The 18,019-nt window shown below is 39.6% G+C and carries 16 protein-coding genes; 11 read left to right on the top strand and 5 right to left on the bottom strand.

Annotated elements, in window-relative coordinates; genetic code table 11:
- Positions 1-461 precede the first annotated feature (461 nt).
- The 4 genes from tolQ to CPBP_RS05850 all read left to right on the top strand — a co-directional run bounded on the left by tolQ (position 462) and on the right by CPBP_RS05850 (position 3,638).
- Positions 462-1,133, top strand: a complete 672-nt coding sequence (gene tolQ, locus CPBP_RS05865; protein WP_350331928.1) for a protein TolQ — start codon at positions 462-464, stop codon at positions 1,131-1,133.
- A 51-nt stretch (positions 1,134-1,184) separates the two neighbouring features.
- Positions 1,185-1,565: an ExbD/TolR family protein gene (locus CPBP_RS05860; RefSeq protein ID WP_350331927.1), complete on the top strand. Its 381-nt coding sequence runs from the start codon at positions 1,185-1,187 to the stop codon at positions 1,563-1,565.
- Between the two features lie 11 nt (positions 1,566-1,576).
- Positions 1,577-2,485 carry a hypothetical protein gene (locus CPBP_RS05855; RefSeq protein ID WP_350331926.1) on the top strand — a complete coding sequence of 303 codons (909 nt, stop codon included), beginning with the start codon at positions 1,577-1,579 and terminating at the stop codon, positions 2,483-2,485.
- A gap of 718 nt (positions 2,486-3,203) precedes the next feature.
- Complete coding sequence (locus tag CPBP_RS05850) at positions 3,204-3,638, top strand: tetratricopeptide repeat protein (RefSeq protein ID WP_350331925.1); 435 nt, start codon at positions 3,204-3,206, stop codon at positions 3,636-3,638.
- Positions 3,639-3,725: 87 nt separating this feature from the next.
- Here the strand turns inward: CPBP_RS05850 and CPBP_RS05845 are convergent, their stop codons facing one another.
- Positions 3,726-4,865: a hypothetical protein gene (locus CPBP_RS05845; protein ID WP_350331924.1), complete on the bottom strand. Its 1,140-nt coding sequence runs from the start codon at positions 4,863-4,865 to the stop codon at positions 3,726-3,728.
- A gap of 141 nt (positions 4,866-5,006) precedes the next feature.
- On the opposite strand from CPBP_RS05845, the gene gyrB reads away from it, so the two are divergent.
- Both gyrB and CPBP_RS05835 read left to right on the top strand, forming a co-directional pair.
- Positions 5,007-7,409: a DNA topoisomerase (ATP-hydrolyzing) subunit B gene (gyrB, locus tag CPBP_RS05840; RefSeq protein WP_350331923.1), complete on the top strand. Its 2,403-nt coding sequence runs from the start codon at positions 5,007-5,009 to the stop codon at positions 7,407-7,409.
- Between the two features lie 142 nt (positions 7,410-7,551).
- Positions 7,552-8,016 (top strand): hypothetical protein, encoded by a 465-nt coding sequence (locus tag CPBP_RS05835; RefSeq protein WP_350331922.1) that lies wholly within the window; start codon positions 7,552-7,554, stop codon positions 8,014-8,016.
- A gap of 50 nt (positions 8,017-8,066) precedes the next feature.
- Here the strand turns inward: CPBP_RS05835 and gap are convergent, their stop codons facing one another.
- From gap to CPBP_RS05815, 4 genes are all read right to left on the bottom strand, one after another.
- Positions 8,067-9,074 carry a type I glyceraldehyde-3-phosphate dehydrogenase gene (gene gap / locus CPBP_RS05830; protein WP_350331921.1) on the bottom strand — a complete coding sequence of 336 codons (1,008 nt, stop codon included), beginning with the start codon at positions 9,072-9,074 and terminating at the stop codon, positions 8,067-8,069.
- 136 nt (positions 9,075-9,210) lie between these two features.
- Complete coding sequence (locus CPBP_RS05825; protein WP_350331920.1) at positions 9,211-10,116, bottom strand: hypothetical protein; 906 nt, start codon at positions 10,114-10,116, stop codon at positions 9,211-9,213.
- A 183-nt stretch (positions 10,117-10,299) separates the two neighbouring features.
- Entirely contained in the window at positions 10,300-12,261 is a 1,962-nt protein-coding gene (gene tkt / locus CPBP_RS05820) for a transketolase (RefSeq protein ID WP_350331919.1), read from the bottom strand.
- 496 nt (positions 12,262-12,757) lie between these two features.
- Positions 12,758-14,956, bottom strand: coding sequence for a mechanosensitive ion channel family protein (locus CPBP_RS05815; protein WP_350331918.1), 2,199 nt, complete (start codon positions 14,954-14,956; stop codon positions 12,758-12,760).
- A gap of 130 nt (positions 14,957-15,086) precedes the next feature.
- Between CPBP_RS05815 and CPBP_RS05810 the strand changes: the two genes are divergently transcribed.
- The 5 genes from CPBP_RS05810 to pth all read left to right on the top strand — a co-directional run bounded on the left by CPBP_RS05810 (position 15,087) and on the right by pth (position 17,953).
- Entirely contained in the window at positions 15,087-15,707 is a 621-nt protein-coding gene (locus CPBP_RS05810) for a hypothetical protein (RefSeq protein ID WP_350331917.1), read from the top strand.
- 117 nt (positions 15,708-15,824) lie between these two features.
- A complete protein-coding gene (locus CPBP_RS05805) occupies positions 15,825-16,112 on the top strand; it encodes a hypothetical protein (protein WP_350331916.1) in 288 nt (95 codons plus the stop codon).
- Positions 16,113-16,129: 17 nt separating this feature from the next.
- Positions 16,130-16,615: a CPBP family intramembrane glutamic endopeptidase gene (locus tag CPBP_RS05800; RefSeq protein WP_350331915.1), complete on the top strand. Its 486-nt coding sequence runs from the start codon at positions 16,130-16,132 to the stop codon at positions 16,613-16,615.
- Positions 16,616-16,716: 101 nt separating this feature from the next.
- Entirely contained in the window at positions 16,717-17,310 is a 594-nt protein-coding gene (locus tag CPBP_RS05795; protein ID WP_350331914.1) for a 50S ribosomal protein L25/general stress protein Ctc, read from the top strand.
- Entirely contained in the window at positions 17,294-17,953 is a 660-nt protein-coding gene (gene pth, locus CPBP_RS05790; RefSeq protein WP_350331913.1) for an aminoacyl-tRNA hydrolase, read from the top strand. Before CPBP_RS05795 ends, pth begins: the two co-directional genes overlap by 17 nt.
- Positions 17,954-18,019 lie beyond the last annotated feature (66 nt).

The raw sequence follows: 18,019 nt of genomic DNA, 5'->3' as shown, positions 1-18,019 counted from the left end.
TCTTATAACTCATTATGAAGTTAAACAATTCTGAGAAAGATCTTTTCTCATTAAAACTCTTCATCCACAAAACTGAATACAATACTATTTCAATAATAAACACTGTAATTTGGATTGGAAGAAACTTATTATTTATAATTTCAATATTTATTCCAACCATACCGCTTATTATCGCACCTATTACCCATAGTCCAAATTTACCCATACTTAGAGAGTATACAGTTAATAATAGAAATGCAGAGTAAATAAACACAGTCACAAACAAATATATATAAATAAAATGCAACAACATTTTCTCCGTAAATAATGCTATAAAGCAACCCTCATTCATTGCTTTATAGCATTATAGTCTTAAAGTTTGATTAACTTCTATTCGTGATCTGTCGCAAAAAAACATTGTAAAGTTTCTTTAATCACTGTACCCTTTATACGTATTTAACCTGTTATATTCGGATATTATAATGCAAGAAAACGCGATCGATTTTTCTTTAACCAGTCTATTCCTCCAGGCTGATTTCATGGTTCAATTCGTCATGTTGATGCTGATTGGTGCATCTATTTGGTCATGGGCGATTATGTTTGAACGTTACATGTACTTCAAACGCACTCACCACACAATGCGCGCTTTTGAAAGTATTTTCTGGTCGGGAGAATCTTTAGAATCTCTATATAATCGCTTTAACAATCGCAGCAGAGACCCAATGGCAGCTGTATTTTGCGCAGGTGTTGTAGAATGGGAAAAATCTCAGAAAACAGATCCAAAACGTTTGATGGAACGATTAGATCAAGTCATGAACAATGCTTTGACAAAAGAGATCGAACCCTTAGAAGGTCGCATAGGATCACTTGCCACCATCGGATCCATTTCCCCCTTTGTTGGGCTGTTTGGAACTGTATGGGGAATTGTAAACAGCTTTAGATCAATTGGCGCACAAAAAACAACTAGCCTTGCTGTTGTTGCACCGCACATCTCTGAAGCGTTATTTGCTACAGCACTTGGATTGTTGGCCGCAATTCCTGCCGTTATGGCATACAACCGATTTTCGGGCGACATCAACAAAATCACGCGCAACACAGAAATTTTCATGAATGATTTCTTAGTCCTGCTATCCAGAAAGTTAGACGGACGGTAATCCATGCGGAACAGTTATTCCAAAAAACACGGCCCCGTTAACGAAATCAACATGACTCCATTTATTGATATCATGTTGGTATTGCTAATCATTTTCATGATTACTGCCCCCTTAATGACTGTGGGGGTTGAGGTCGATTTGCCTGAAACACAAGCTGGCACGATGACTGAAAATGTTGAACCCTTAGTTGTTTCAATCGATAAAGCCGGAAAGATTTTTATCATGGAAATTCCAACAGAGGTAAAAGCATTAGTTCCACGATTGCAAGCAATTACAAAAAACAATATGGATACAATCATTTATGTTCAAGCCGATCGTACGGTTCCTTACGGACGATTAATGGACATCATGGGGCGCTTGAACAAAGCAGGGTACAAAAAAGTAGGATTGATTGGCGCAGCGGATGCTACACCATCTCCTAAAAAACACTAACAACGGCATCGATGAAACGCTTTTTAATTATCTCATTGACGGCACACGTCACACTGTTTTTATTGTTTACCTTGGGTAATCTAAGCTTTCTATTTCCCCAGCCCGAAATTAAACAAACGAATACTATCCGTATAGAGTTTTTAGAGAATTTGCCCGTTAACAAGAACCTTACTCAGGCCGTTGTGGCAAAACCCAAAGATAAACCAAAACCCAAGGAAGAACTCAAAGAAACGTCTCCTCCACCTAAACCAGATCCTGGCGTTAAGACAAAAGTGACAACACCAAAACCAACAAAAAAAGAACCTGTAAAAGAAGAACCTAAAAAGGTTGCTGCTCCAAAGGAAAAGCCAAAACCTAAAAAAAATGCTATTGATTTAAAAAAAGATAAGCAAACGCCCCCTAAAAAGGAAAAAGAAAAAAAGGTTGAAGAGACCGCTAAGAAAACTCCTAAACCTGACCCAAAGCAAGACAAGGTTGAAAAGCCAAGTCCTGGCATTGAAAAGAAAAAACAAGAAGTCGAATCTGTCGACGCCTTGCTCAATACACTATTACCTGATGTGGGTGGCAAACGTGACGAAAATGCGAAAGAGCTGAAAGAACAAGATGCATCTGAAATGCCAGAACAATTGGAAAATGCAATGATTGATTCTATTCGCTCTCAGATCCAAGCAGTATGGAATAATGCATCTGATGATTTTAACTTTCGCTTACTCATCAAAGTTGACCCATCAGGCAAAGTTTTAGATGTGGAGCTTTCTGGCACAGACGGTCAATCCGCTCAACAACAAACAGCAGCAGAAGCAGCTAGGCGTGCTGCGTGGAAATTAGGTCAGTTCACATTAGAGCCTGAAATTTTTAAATTAGAATACTATAAAGACGGTTGGAATGAGTTAGATATTGATTTCAAACCACAACATTAATCGTTAATGCTTGTTTGAAGGTCGAATATTGAATCAATAATTTTCTGGACTAACTTCCCCTGTTCAGTTATTCGATCGTGATCATCGAATCCAAACTCCTGAAGATATTCCATGCATTGATCATGTATAGAACGAAAATCCATATCGGATAACTTGACTTTGGTTTTGACTACAGCGTGACGCTGTACCCTTGAGATATAGCAAATCACATGTAATTTGGTTACAGCTGATGAGAAAAAGCGCAGTGGTTAATCTTGGATTAATAAAGGTTAAGATTGAGTTAACGCGATTTTTTTACCACCCCCCGCCCCAGTCACCCTCAGTGACCTTCGGGTGGGGGGACAAAACCCACTCCCTAAATCGAAACTAAATAGACGAAGGAATCCGTCATTTCTTCACGAAACGGTGGGCAAAAATAACAATGTATGAGCGCTCTAAAGTTACGATACATCACAAAGGTTAACAAAAGATTGACGAGGTGGATATTTTTTATCTTTAAGAACATTTTCCGTAAAGTATAAAAAAATACTCTCTCAACTCTGTGTCAGAGTAAAAGGTGTTTTGCTATAGATCAGATACTCCGATACACCAATTTGATCTCTAAGAAACTTAAACTCTAATTCATCCATTTTTTCTCCTTTCTGACTAATCTTCATATTGCGTCTTTAAAAATATATCGTTAATCTAATTTAAGCAACTTCATACAAGAATAAAAACAATGAAAATGAAGCTTTTGGCAATTAACCTCATTGCATGTACCCTATCTTCCCTATTCGCATCCGATGAACTTTTCCACTCTTCCTGCGCAAGAACGCTTTTAACACAAGCCTTTGAATACATAAAAACACGTCACCCAAACGAAGGTATTGCCTTATATATTCAAGTGCGCGACCATCCTAATGCTGAAATTTGGATGATTCTGAAAGCCTCTACAGAACTTAAATCACATCAACTGCGGGAAGACGCAATTATTGGTTTCAAACGAATCATTGCACATCCTGATACTTCAGAATCTCAACTAATACATGTTGGAAAAATCTTAAGGGAGATGGGTGTTATTAATGAAGCAAATGCTGCTTTTGAAAAGGTATTAGCTCAGCCCATAGTTTCTAAAGACACACACAAATATATTGAAGGCTTATTGGGAAAATAATCATACTTATCATTCAGCATATTATGAGTCGAATAAAGAACTTATTTGACTCATAATATATTATACGATATCAAAACCAGCACGATATTATATTTCTTCCATAACTATTTGCTGTATTAAGTCTCCAACTTCCCTTCTTCTTGTTTTTACCAAATGAAGGTATTCCATCTTCTTTTTTTTCATATACAATTCACTCGCTTCTATCAAATCATCTTTTGCATTTTGAAACAATGAGGGTAACGTTTCCACACATTCAGCATAAGTGACTTTAATTTCTGGAGAATCCTGTACGTGCTTATACTCAGCAAGGAGCTCTTGGTATTCTTTAACGCATCGATATTTATGAAGGAATTGTGCTTCAAGATCATCTACAGCTATACGCTCCCAATCGTACGGGTGTTTAAGAATTATATAGTTTAACTTTGCAACAAACTTTAAGTCAGGGCGCAAAGGAAGTTCAAAAGACTCTTTTTGTAACGCAATCATCTTATCGGTTGGTGATGTTCTATCTTTCGTTAATTCGCTCATCTCAAGTCCAATGCTAATAAAACGAACCTCTGCCAATATTTCTTCTAATTTTTTAAGTGCAAGATCTTGGTTTTTCGGCGTAAGTAAAGGTTGAAATGTTTCTAAAAATTCTTTTAAATTTTCAGAGGCGTAAAACATTGCTATCCCCCTAAAATCTTTTTTTGCTTCTTCGAATAGCTGAGGAAGCATTTCTTGGAACCCAGCACTCTGGCTTCTAATCATAGGAACATCTTTTACTTGATCATATTCCGCGATTAATTGTATTACTCCTACAAGATATTCGTACTGAAGCATGAGTCTTGCTTTCAAATCTGCAAAACCTGCCCGCTGGGATTCATAGCTCTTTTTATCAATAACATAGTCTAATTGTGCCAAAAACTTCATTTCGGGACTAAGAGAAAGTCCTAAATACTTTTTATGTAGCGCAAGAATTTCCACTGTCACTCCAACGTTTCTACGTTTTGCTTCTTGAAGTACTTTCGACATTGCATAAACATGTTGCTGCGTACAAAAGTTTATATTTATTTGATTTGCTTTGTTATAATGTTCAAGTAGTTTTTCTCGCGCTTGACTTTCTGCATCTACAAGTTTACTCAGCTGCATTGCTGGGGTTAAAGTGGTGACTGAATCTGGAATTAATTCTGCAGCAAACGCTGTTCCCATAAAGCATGTCATGGTTACTAATAAATGTTTTCTCATGGTCTCTCCTGGTTTCTGCACGGTAAATATTTTTACAAACGTAATATAAGCCATCTCTCTTGGCTTTTCAATTATTAGATTTTTCCCCTTCTGAATCAAGTCAAATTGTGGTATAATTATTGAAATTATTAGGGCAATCACATGACAACGAAAACTACTGAAGATACTGCTTATGGCGCTCATTCGATTAAGGTACTAAAAGGTCTGGATGCGGTTCGCAAACGACCCGGTATGTACATTGGCGATACGGACGATGGTTCCGGTCTTCACCATATGATTTATGAAGTCGTTGACAACGCAATCGATGAATCGTTGGCGGGTCATTGTGATGCCGTCTATATCTCACTCAATAAAGATGGTTCGGTCACCGTTCGCGATAACGGTCGCGGTATCCCTGTTGATATTCACCCCGAAGAAGGCATTTCTGCAGCTGAAGTCATCATGACCCAACTGCATGCCGGTGGTAAATTCGATCAGAACTCGTACAAAGTATCCGGTGGATTACACGGTGTGGGTGTGTCTGTAGTTAACGCGTTGTCTGAATATTTAGACCTTCGCATTTGGCGAAACGGCACGGAACATTACATGCGCTTTACAATGGGAGACTCTGTTGCCCCTTTAGCAAAAGTAGGTCCCTCTGACAAACGCGGAACAGAGGTTACCTTTAAACCCTCACCCGATATCTTTGCGATTGTTGAATTTGATTTTGATACCGTTGAACATCGCTTACGCGAATTAGCCTTTTTAAACTCTGGCGTTCGATTAATCTTACAAGATTTGCGTGGCGATGAACCTCGCGAAGTTGTATTCTTTTTTGAAGGAGGCATCAAATCCTTCGTTGAATACTTAGATCGCGGCAAAGTCTCATTATTAGGCAACGTCATTAATGTTAAAGGCGAACGCGATGGCATGACGGTAGAAGCCGCCCTAGAATGGACGACTGCGTACCATGAAACCATGTTATGTTTTACCAACAACATCCCGCAAAAAGACGGTGGAACGCACCTTGCTGGTTTCCGCGGAGCACTCACACGCACAGTTAACCAATATGTTACAGAATCTGCAGCATTTAAAAAATCTAAAATCAACTTAATGGGCGATGACCCCCGTGAAGGCTTAACCTGTGTATTATCGGTTAAAGTTCCTGATCCAAAATTTTCATCACAAACCAAAGACAAATTGGTTTCATCCGAAGTCCGCCCCGTTGTAGAAAGCATCATCAACGATCGCTTACAACAGTGGTTAGAAGAAAACCCACAAGAAGCAAAAAAGGTTGTTGAGAAAGTTATCGAGGCTGCCTCTGCTCGTGAAGCTGCTCGAAAAGCCCGCGAATTAACCCGTCGTAAAGACGTATTGGACATGGCATCCTTGCCTGGAAAATTAGCCGACTGCCAAGAAAAAGATCCAGCCCTGTGTGAATTATTCCTGGTCGAGGGAGACTCCGCAGGTGGTTCTGCCAAAGGCGGTCGCGAACGTCGCTTTCAAGCGATTCTTCCTCTACGAGGTAAGATCTTGAACGTTGAACGTGCTCGTTTTGACAAGATGTTAGCTTCTGCCGAAGTGGGTACCATCATCACCGCATTGGGCACGGGTATCGGCAAAGACGACTTTAATCTTGATAAACTACGCTATCACAAAATTGTTATCATGACAGACGCCGATGTGGATGGAAGCCATATCCGAACACTATTGCTAACCTTCTTTTTCCGTCACATGCCCTCATTGATTGAACGGGGTTATTTGTACATTGCTCAACCTCCTTTATATAAAGTAAAGCGCGGACAATCGGAACTGTATTTGAAAAACGACGCGGATATGAATGCCTATTTGATTCAAACCACAACCGAACACGGGGTCATTGAAACAGCCACTGGCACACGCTTGTTTGGTCAGGATTTACAAGCCATTTTAAATATGGCGTATACCGTGGGTGAAAAGATTTTAAAACTATCCGAAAAAATTGGATCCTTGCATTTAGCTGAAGCCATTGCCTTAGAAGGTGGATTCCACGTGGATCACTTGGGTTCAAAAATAGATGCCATTATCGGACGTTTAAAACAATTGGATCCAAGCAGCAAATGGACGGCAACTGTCTTAAACACCGACGCTGTAACATTCACCCGTCATGACCAACGTCTGAAAGAAGTCTATGACATTGATGGCTATCATTTAAATATGAATGACGCTCAATACTTGAACTCTAAAGCCGATTGGTTAAAGGAATTCTTCGCTGCACCTGCAACGTTAGTCATAAAAGATTCGGATCGTCACCCCGTGATTGGTCCTGTGTCGTTGATGCAAAAATCTCAAGAGCTTGCGAAAAAAGGTATTTATGTTCAACGCTATAAAGGTCTTGGAGAAATGAACGAAGACCAACTGTGGGAAACAACAATGGATCCTAATGCCAGAACGTTATTGCAAGTGAACATCGCGCACATGGCTGATGCAGATGATATTTTCTCCACTCTCATGGGCGATGTCGTGGAACCCCGTCGTAACTTTATCCAAGACAACGCCCTAAAGGTTGTGAACTTGGATGCTTAAATAAAAAGGTACTTGCCCTTCTTCTAGTACATCTAACCTCTAGAAGAAGGGAGCAAGCAAAAAACAGAGATTAACTTGACAGTCGTCAAAAGCCTCTCTATATGTTTAATGAGAGATTCAACACATACATAAGAGGTCAACCATGTTAAAAAAATCAGCGCTAATCGCAATCATATCTTTATATGCTTCAAGTCATTTTGGCTCTACATTTACTACATATGAGGGGGGAGCATCCATCATGAGAGAATGTACTTATACACTCACAGCTTCAGGAAAAGGCATCCGTTATTTAGATCTGCTGGAAATTGCTGCTGGCAAAAGACTCAAAGATCCATCGACATTTCTAGTACATCTAGAGCTTGTTATAAAACAACAAGATGCTGATCCAAACTGGGCTATGTCTCCTAAAGATTATGCACCTTTTTATGAAGCGTTAATGTGTATTAATGAATACTCTGACATCCAGTCTCATCGTTTTAAACAACCAGCAGACAGCGCTCCCTACATAGAATCAAAACTTTTAGAAACGGATATTAATTATGCGGTTGGGTTGTTACAATCTATGACTTATAAAGCAAAGCAACGCTTTTATACATCTGAAGACTAACCTATAAAAAAAGACCTCACAACAATTCGGTGAGGTCTTTTTTTATGTAATTACAACGTCGTTGCAATAACCCGTGCAACGTCAATCATACGGTTTGAGAATCCCCATTCGTTATCATACCAAGACAACACGCGCACAAACGTTCCATCAATCACTTGCGTTTGCGTGGCATCAAAGGTTGAACTTGCTGGGTTGTGATTGAAATCAATGGAAACCAACGGTTTTGTGTTATACCCTAACACTCCCTTTAACGAACTCTCAGACGCCGTTTTCATGGCTTCATTAATTGCATCAATGGTTGTTGGGTTTGCGGCATCAAACTTGAAATCAACGACAGATACGTTTGGGGTGGGCACACGAATCGATGAACCATCCAGCTTACCCTTTAATTCGGGTATGACTAAGCCTAACGCTTTTGCTGCACCTGTTGAGGTTGGAATCATGGACATTGCCCCGGCTCTGGCTCTTCGAACATCTGAATGCCCAGTATCTACTAATTTTTGATCGCCGGTATAGGCATGAATCGTGCTCATATACCCGCGCAAAATGCCAACGGTTTCATGCAACACAGCCGCTAGCGGAGCCAGACAGTTTGTGGTACATGACGCATTGGAAATCACAACATGATCTGCAGAGATTTTCTCATGATTCACACCATACACAACAGTAATGTCTGCATCTTTTGATGGAGCTGAAACCAACACGCGTTTTGCACCTGCTGCTAAATGTTTTGCAGCATCCGGACGATCCGTAAATCGACCAGAACATTCAAACACGATATCAATGTTTAAGTCTTTCCAGGGTAATTTTGTTGGATCAGAAACTTGCAGGTATTGCATTTTTCCAAATCCAACATCCATCCAATCATCACCATGAGACATCGGGGTTTTGTAGTGTCCGTGCACAGAATCATATTCAAATAAGTGTGCACTTACATCCAAGGGCGTCAAATCATTGATCGCCACGACCACCATATCTTTTGGCGCCTGCTCTGCAAAGGCACGCATCACCATTCGACCAATTCGACCAAACCCATTAATCGCAATTCGTAACGTCATTGTATACTCCATTTTATTTTGATCAGTATACCAAATTGGAAGAGTCTGAAATAGGGGGAAATATCCCCCCACTGTCAACTTACAAAAATGGGGGAATGTGTTTAGAGGTTATTCTGTTTCAAGGACAGATCAGGTCTTACGTTTTCTTTGCGTGTTTACTTGGGGAACTTGGAATACATGCAATATTTACAACCCTAAAAGTGATTCCCTCTATGAATCGATCACTTGTTCCAATATCAACATAATCTTCAGAAACAATAACAATGTAACAAAGGCGTGCAAATTCAAATCCACTAAAATGAGTAGTACAATATTGCTTTGCTTGTTGAATTGCTCCATCAATTGATTTGTCCACAGTTTTAGGGGTTCGACAAACCTTCCACTCAGTTAGCAACAATCCCTTACCCGTTTGATATTTACCATCAGTTAAATCTATTTTGGTTTCAAAAGTGGGATCTACTAATACAGAATCCGACCCAGCTCCTTTTGTATTAAACTTTGCACTCCAGATGTTATGGGATAGTAGGTGAGTATCTCCTAATTTTTCAAAACGTGTTTCTAAGTTGTTATTTTCCCATCCATCTTGCCATTCTTCTTTTTGAACTTTGTTTACAATAATACTTTTTTGTAAATGTTTAAAAGCGATATCCGCAGTACTTCGAAGTTCTACAATATCATCAGTATAATACTCGTATAGTTGATTCAAAACGTTCTTTAAGAGAGGGTTAACTTCTTTAAATTCTAAATACCCAGGTGAAGTTAATCGAGGAAATTTCGACGTACCATTCACATCCTCTTTAAAAGATTTATACATATGCAAATTAGATAATTTTCTATCTAATGCCTTTTTTAAACTTTTTTCAGGAAGATTTGATATAAGTGATTCAACATTTAGCGCAACATCGTATATCCGTTGATTTTGTGCTTCTGGAAAACCGTCATGATCAACTTCATTGTTTATAGGATAATCAACCTGAATATCTTTACATATTTTATCAAACTCATCTTTTAGTCTTGATACTTTTTCTAGTTGTTTTGACATATTTTTACTCCTATGTCGTTAATAATAACAACACACAATAGAAATCGAGCAGTGAAATACACAAGATATGAATAGGGATTTAATCATGAATTAACACAGTATTCTTATCTCGCTTACTTGCTACTTATCTTTTTTTCTATCGTGTCTTAATTAATCTAACATACCACAATCCAAAACTAGATATCAATCCAGAAACGCTAAAATGCTCTCTGAAATTACGGTTGGAGTCAGGCCAAAATGAGCGTACACATCGGCGGCTGGGGCGGATGTTCCAAAGGTATCAATACCAAACATATGATCCACCCAACGCTCCCAACCAAAGGAACAGGCGGCTTCGATTCCAAACCGGGGAACATCTCCTAACACCTCTTCTTGATACTCAAGATCTTGCGCCGCAAACAGTTCCCAACATGGCATTGAAACTACCGCAACTGCATGAGAACTTGATTGTTCTAACACCTCTGCCGCCTGCATCGCTAAGGAAACTTCAGACCCCGTTGCAACCAATGTCAACGTTCGATCACCTTTCGATGGTCGAATAACATAGGCACCATACGCTGAACGATTCACGCGAACATCTCGACGTAACGATGGCAAATTCTGACGACACAATGCTAAAATACTGGGGGTCGTTTGTGACACTATCGCAAGCTCCCAACATTCTGCAGTTTCCACCGCATCACACGGGCGAAATACATTCACATTCGGCATCGCACGCAAACTTGCTAAATGCTCAATCGGTTGATGGGTGGGACCATCTTCCCCAAGTCCTATAGAATCATGAGTCATCACATAAACGACAGGTTGTTGCATCAAGGCAGACAATCGAATCGATGGCCGGGCATAATCACTAAAACACAAGAATGTCCCACCATAAGGACGCAATCCTGTGTGAACTGATATCCCATTCATCACGGCAGCCATAGCATGTTCGCGGATGCCATAATGAATGTACTGCCCCTCAAAACTATCCGAACGAATTGCAGACATTGTTTTGGTTCTAGTATTATTGGAGGGTGTCAAATCTGCAGATCCACCGACAAGATTCGGAACCGCTTCTACCAATGCGGTTAAACAACGCTCAGATGACTTTCGAGTAGCCTCTGGTTTTGAATCCTGAACCATCTCTGTACGCAACTGATGTAACGCGCTTTGAATTTCGGTATGCATATCACCGGTATGCCAACGATCAAACTCGTGTTTTAAAGAAGACGATCCATACCGTTGTTGCCACTCAACATATGCATCATTCGATCGAGCTCCACTCAATCGCCACTGCTGCAGTATATCAAAAGGTATTTCAAATGGCGCATGTGACCACTGCAATCTGTCACGCAAGGCACTCATTTCATCACCCCCTAACGGGCTTCCATGCATATCAGGCGTTCCCTGCTTATTCGGTGCGCCAAATCCAATAATCGTCTTACACGCAATTAGGATGGGACGATCGCTTTGCTTCGCATGAATAATAGCCCGATCAATGGCATCAGCCTCATGCCCATCAATTTCAATCGTATTCCACCCAGAGGCTTGGAATCGCTGAATCTGATTTTCAGACGTTGAAAGGCTGGTCGAACCGTCAATGGTAATACTGTTATTATCCCAAAAGCAAATCAGTTTGCTCAGCCTTAAATGACCCGCCAACGATATGGACTCTTGAGAAACCCCTTCCATCAAGCAACCATCTCCCACAAGGCAGTAAGTATAATGATCCACCAGATCTGATCCAAATTGTGCTGCAAGCTTGCGTTCGGCAATCGCCATTCCCACGGCATTCGCAAGCCCCTGCCCCAATGGTCCTGTCGTCGTTTCAATGCCAGGAAGTTCCCCATATTCAGGATGCCCCGCCGTTCCAGAGTGCAATTGACGAAACTGTTTCAGCTGTTCCAAATTAACACCTGACACACCTGAAAGATACAGCAATCCATACAGCAACACTGAACCGTGACCTGCTGACAACACAAAACGATCTCTGTCACACCAGACCGGATCTGCGGGATTAAATTTCAAATGTCGCATCCACAACACAGTTGCAACATCTGCCATACCCAACGGTAATCCAGGATGTCCAGATTTAGCCGCCTCAACCATATCGGCACATAAAATTCGTAATGATGTTGAAAGTTTTTGGTGATCTAGTGTCATGGTATACTCTTATTATTTTTATGTATACAAGCCTACCATGGGCGTCGATAAGAAGCAACCTAGCAGCATGCCATTGCACCCACCAGCGTGACGCTGCACCCATTAGGTTTTCACCGGTTGAAAAATTTATAATCCAATCATATCGTGTCTAAGCAACGTGACGCGGAATTTCAAAAGATTAGATTAAATCTGATTCGAAAGAAGTAGTAGTATTCGCCCCAATATTGGGGCCCACCTGCAAAAGTGTGAAGTCCCAACGAGCCCACCCCGCCGCCGCCACAACATAATAACCAAGGTAATCTAAAAAAACTAAGTTTTTTCGATGTATTAATAAATTAAGATTCCAACCTCAATCCATCTCAACTATACTATCACTTAGTACTCAGTGATAATTTCGTTGTTGGTTATTACGCACCAGCCTAGCCGCCGGTGTATCTTACCTACCTAGGTAAGATAACAGGCAAGGATTAACAAACTCTGAACTGAATGAAAGTTTTTATAATACCCGTTCCATTTCTTCAAACGCCAATTTTGCAAGCTTTCTAAACTCTCCTGCCACTAGCGCCATGTGGCCTGGAACTGTCTTTAATTCAAATTGCATCATCGTTGTAATTTCAGAACCTTGATGTGCTGAAACTTGAAACTCGCTGACCCCAATAAATTTAGGAATTGCAATGATATACGATTTTAAGTCTGGATCATGCAACAGCTGTTTACCTACATCTTCTAAAATATGAACAGTACGTTTTAAATGAAATGTTGATGGCAATGGAATTGTAATTTTATCGTTGTTGTAATCTCGGGATTGATTGGTAATCGCCCCCACGTTACTAAACGGAATAAAATTCAGGAACCCTTGACTATCCCGCAAATGAAGCTTACGCAAGGTAATATTTTCAATTGTTCCACTGATCCCCCCGATGGTGATCTTATCCCCAATATTGAAATCATTTTCTTGAATGATCAATAACCCATTCATAAAATCTTCAATGATTGATTTACTGGCTAAACCGATACCCAATCCTAAAACGCTAAAGCTTGCAACGATGGGCATTACGTTGACATTTAACTCTATTAAGACTAATAAGCCAGAAATTATCAACACCACCAATTTACTTAAACGATCCAGAATGGGTACAAAGGTTTTAAGATGTTTATTGTCTCCCAGCATTCGCGATGATCCATTCAATATTCGGTTTAGTCCATGAATCACACCTACCGTTAATGCAACGATAATAAAGATACCAAACAATTTGTCGGAAATTTTAGATGTGCTGATACCCTGCATTTCAACAAGTGGTGCTAACCAACGATAGACCAGATTAACCACAGTGATGAATGCTAAAACATCAATCAACCGATGCGTAACTGCAGAGATTTTGGCATCTTGATCATTATCTGACGATAAATATCCCGCAGACGACTCCATAATATACGATGCGATACTTAATATTAATAACGAGACAATCGTAATTCCCAACTGATCTTGAAAATACTGAAACATTCCCTGATTGTTCACAAACCAGGCCAGATACATCATCACAACTCCAATGACCACAACGTAATGAACGCTTCCGGAAATCACCTGCTGCACGCTTCCTAACAATCGATTGCTTGTAATAAACTCTTTTCGAAACAACATTCCTTCAATCACATGGCGATATCGGTTCAATATCCAAACACCAATTAGCGTCACGCCTCCGAAAAACAACTGTGATAAAGGTCGCGACACAACGGTAAGTTGATCGGCACTGGATAATAAGGTTGCTGCGTAGGTATATCCGCCCCATAACAATGTCAGAACGAATGCCGTTCCAACTAAGGACTTTCTATATTCTGGATTAACCGGCAAAATACCCGTCGCGATGCTTAAACGTAACACCATAAATCCAACCTGAACGATCAATATGGTTAAGACGCTTTCCTCAATATATGTCTGTGCATCACTATCTTGAATAAAATAAGTTTTGAATGCATAGGCAACTAAGAAAAATGCAATGATCGATACAAACGTACGCATCACCGTTTTGATATTGGATTCTCTATCTAACTTTCCAAAGAATGGAGGAACAGCCCCACCAATCAGTTTAGCGATTAGGGCTTGAATAAACAACGCTGCCAACACAATATAGGCCAGGGATATGAGCTTTACTTGCTCGCTCTTTTGAAAGACCTGGGTGTCTAAGTCAATTTTCCAGGTATTTTTTTGGGTTAACCCTTGAACAAATACTTTAAATTCTGTCACAACAGATCTTAAAAAATCTTTGATGCCAACAACCATATTCACAAACATAAACTGTTGGGGTGCCAACGCATTGGATTGAGTTAACGTTTTTAATGTTGCAACCAAATTTGCTCGATCTGCATCTGTTTCTAATATTCGAATCACATCACGCAGTTTTGGATCAGACTCATTTGTAGGAGTCACCGCTACAGGATTTGAATTAGTGGCAACGTCATCAGACGTCACCGCTGTTGCAGAAGTTTGATTAGTTGAATCTTCAGCATCTGAAGGTTTAGCGGCATCCGCGTCAACATCTGTATCTTGATCTTGAGGGGGCAACGTTCTAGCCAACATTTCTGGCGTAACATCTTCAACAGTAAATTCATCCTCATTGTCATCCTCGGCGCCATACACGTTCATATTGACAGTTCCCAATAGAATAAATGACGCAATCAGTAATCGTAACACCATAAAACACCTTGAATTTTGTTTAATAAAAGTATAGCCCGATCGTTCTATCAGATCCAAATGTTTTTTATTATATTGATTCTAAACCTCCAATTTGTTATTAGATACCCCAAGTTAATTTTGGAGCAATCAAATGAATAAAAAATTACTATCGATCGCATATATAGCATTAATGCTGTATACAATCCATCCCTCCTTTGCAGCAGAGGAGATGACAATTTTTGGTGACTCTGCTAAAAGTTTCACCGATACAGAAGATAAGATAGTAATCCTTAAGCCCAATCCCAATGAAATAGCCGTATTAAATATTTCAAAAGCTGGCATAAAGCCTCAAAGAGCTATTCTTTCTGACACGCCCGACACCGCCGACTATCTTAAAACTGTGTTTTTAAGAAACGGCTTTTGTATAACAGTACCTGTATTTTCAAGCACATCCAGGACTGCAGAATGGGAGGGCTCTATTGTTGGGAAAAATAATATATCTATTTCTGCAGACGATTTTAGAATTAAAAAATTAACTATATTTGGAACAAATGGTAACGTTACATTAAGCTTTAATAATCCTAAATCGCTTATCAAATCAATTACCTTAGGTACTTCCGATATTCCTATTACCTCTAGGGGTGAGGAATTGCATATTGGATCTATATGGGGTAGTTTTAACGGAGAATTATCATCTGAGCCACAGCTCATACATATTCTTGGGTATTCTTTAATCGAGGTAGAAATTAATCCCGAAGCAATTGCTGACTAAAAAATAACTTATTATTATACTGTCCCCTTTCAACAGAAAGAGGATATGTTTGAACTCTACACTCCTTGAACGCCGCAACCAAGCATGCTAAATTAGCATACATAAAAAGGATGCATCATGGTTGTACAACTCGTAAAAGAATTCATAAATATTACCCGCGAAACGTATCGCAACGAAGAAAAGAATGCACCATTTGATACCCAGACTGTCTTGGTATGTATACTGGGGGCAGTTTCGTTACTCTTGATACAATTCATTGCGAAAACAGGAAAGTTTATTTATTTCCTGCGCGAACTAAATCTGTATTCAGCATCTGATTATTTCAAATTATTTTTTCTGCCGTCTGAAAATGGAAATTTAGTTCAGCTGGCATGGTTTGCAAGTTTTAGCTTTTTTTCTATTTAGTATTTCCCTTATTATGTATGCGTATTTTTTTCAATAAACGCCCCAGCGACTTTGGATTAAAAATAAAGGGATCGTTCTTGTATGGTAAGTTTTACTTGATCTTTATGGTAATCATGGTTCCCGCCATTGTTTTAGCTGCAACCTTTCCATCGTTTCAAGCAACGTACCCCTTTTATAACGCACCCACGGGTAGTTCTGTTTGGCCGAATATTTTAATTTGGGAAGTATTCTATTTGTTGCAATTTTTAGGTGCAGAGTTTTTCTTTCGTGGATTTTTGATTCACGGATTAAAACACCGTTTTGGATTTTATTCGATCTTTATTTCGATCATTCCCTACTGCATGATTCACTTTCAAAAACCATTTTTAGAAGCCTTGGGCTCTATTATTGCAGGTCTTATTCTTGGAATGATGAGCCTTCGCACCAATTCCGTTATCATGGGAACTGCCTTACATTTTGGTGTAGCCTTAACCATGGATATCTGTGCCCTGATGATGCGTTAATGCGTGAACAATTTCTTGATCTTTCACCTAAAATGCCTTATGATTTCTAAGTTAAAAACTGATGATAAGCAGTTTTGCTGAAAGTAAGTATGGAGTATACAATGACTAAAACTATTGAATTTAGTGCAGAAATGCGCACACGATCTGGGACATCCGGTGCCAGAGCCGAACGTTTAAACAAAAGAATCCCCGCGATCATTTACGGATTAGACAAAGAAAATGATAATATTTCTGTTGCTCAAAACGATGTGCTTCGCGAATTGGCAAAGCCAGGATTCAGAACTCATTTATTTGATTTAAACATTGGGTCTAAATCACAACGCACAGTGATCAAGGATATCCAATTCCATCCCGTAACGGATATGCCAATTCATATCGATTTCAGACGCGTTGATAAAACATCTAAAATCGACATGTTAATTCCAATTAAATATATCAACCATGATAAATCATCCGGTATTAAACGTGGTGGTACGTTGAACACAGTGACTCACAAAATCAACGTTTCATGTACGTCAGAAAATATCCCTGAATGTATTGAAATTGATTTAACAGGATTAAAAGGTGGCGATCGCGTTGCAATCTCTTCGGTAAAATTACCAGAAAATGTAACCTTAGCTTACAACGGTCAACCCACAGTATGTACTGTGATTAAAGGTCGTGGTAAAGGTGCAGCAGGTGAAGAAGAAGCTTAAGCTTTATTTCTTTTTATCTTTATGTATTATTGGGGGATGTATATCCCCCTTTTTATTAAAACGAGAGCAGACTATGTATCTAATTGTTGGACTTGGCAACCCAGGCACTGAATATCGATTTCATCGCCATAACGTTGGTTTTTTGATGGTGGATATTTTACATCAAACCTATGGCACAGGCGATTTTCAGAAAAATAAATGGCAGGGATTAATGGCCGAAGGGTCCATCAATGGTCACAAAGTATTGTTCTTGAAACCTCAGACTTATATGAATTTATCCGGCCCCGCCGTCAGTGGTCCTGCAAATTTTTACAAAATCCCCTTGGATAAAATCATTGTCATTCATGATGAGCTTGATATTTCACCTGCCGATATTCGTGTTAAAAAAGGCGGTGGCAATGGTGGACACAACGGTCTAAAATCCATCGATGCCCACTTGAGTAAAGACTATTGGCGATTACGCATCGGTATTGGTCACCCCGGCGTTAAAGACATGGTATCAGGCTATGTCCTTAGCAATCTCCCTCAAAAAGAACTTCCTCTATATGACGAACTGTTTTTCCAAATCCGCGAAAACTTCGGCAGCTTATTTGAAAAAGACACGATTACTCCAACCAATTTTTTACACTCAATTAAAAAATAGCGAAAAACCAGAGATGATCCTTAGCAACGTGCCGCTGGATCCAATGTGCAGTAACACGGATTATTA

Source organism: Candidatus Bodocaedibacter vickermanii (genome assembly GCF_014896945.1).
Lineage (GTDB): Bacteria > Pseudomonadota > Alphaproteobacteria > UBA6184 > UBA6184 > Bodonicaedibacter > Bodonicaedibacter vickermanii.
The sequence above is the reverse complement of the archived record's forward strand: the minus strand, read 5'-3'. Positions and strand labels throughout refer to the sequence as shown.

What these genes read in the sequence shown, in the direction of transcription:
- CPBP_RS05825 (WP_350331920.1), bottom strand. Translation starts at nt 10,116, where the DNA reads ATGTCAAAACAACTAGAAAAAGTATCAAGACTAAAAGATGAGTTTGAT.
- CPBP_RS05845 (WP_350331924.1), bottom strand. Translation starts at nt 4,865, where the DNA reads ATGAGAAAACATTTATTAGTAACCATGACATGCTTTATGGGAACAGCG.
- CPBP_RS05805 (WP_350331916.1), top strand. Translation starts at nt 15,825, where the DNA reads ATGGTTGTACAACTCGTAAAAGAATTCATAAATATTACCCGCGAAACG.
- gyrB (WP_350331923.1), top strand. Translation starts at nt 5,007, where the DNA reads ATGACAACGAAAACTACTGAAGATACTGCTTATGGCGCTCATTCGATT.
- tolQ (WP_350331928.1), top strand. Translation starts at nt 462, where the DNA reads ATGCAAGAAAACGCGATCGATTTTTCTTTAACCAGTCTATTCCTCCAG.
- CPBP_RS05850 (WP_350331925.1), top strand. Translation starts at nt 3,204, where the DNA reads ATGAAAATGAAGCTTTTGGCAATTAACCTCATTGCATGTACCCTATCT.
- CPBP_RS05860 (WP_350331927.1), top strand. Translation starts at nt 1,185, where the DNA reads ATGACTCCATTTATTGATATCATGTTGGTATTGCTAATCATTTTCATG.
- CPBP_RS05815 (WP_350331918.1), bottom strand. Translation starts at nt 14,956, where the DNA reads ATGGTGTTACGATTACTGATTGCGTCATTTATTCTATTGGGAACTGTC.
- CPBP_RS05800 (WP_350331915.1), top strand. Translation starts at nt 16,130, where the DNA reads ATGCGTATTTTTTTCAATAAACGCCCCAGCGACTTTGGATTAAAAATA.
- CPBP_RS05855 (WP_350331926.1), top strand. Translation starts at nt 1,577, where the DNA reads ATGAAACGCTTTTTAATTATCTCATTGACGGCACACGTCACACTGTTT.
- CPBP_RS05810 (WP_350331917.1), top strand. Translation starts at nt 15,087, where the DNA reads ATGAATAAAAAATTACTATCGATCGCATATATAGCATTAATGCTGTAT.
- tkt (WP_350331919.1), bottom strand. Translation starts at nt 12,261, where the DNA reads ATGACACTAGATCACCAAAAACTTTCAACATCATTACGAATTTTATGT.
- CPBP_RS05835 (WP_350331922.1), top strand. Translation starts at nt 7,552, where the DNA reads ATGTTAAAAAAATCAGCGCTAATCGCAATCATATCTTTATATGCTTCA.
- gap (WP_350331921.1), bottom strand. Translation starts at nt 9,074, where the DNA reads ATGACGTTACGAATTGCGATTAATGGGTTTGGTCGAATTGGTCGAATG.
- CPBP_RS05795 (WP_350331914.1), top strand. Translation starts at nt 16,717, where the DNA reads ATGACTAAAACTATTGAATTTAGTGCAGAAATGCGCACACGATCTGGG.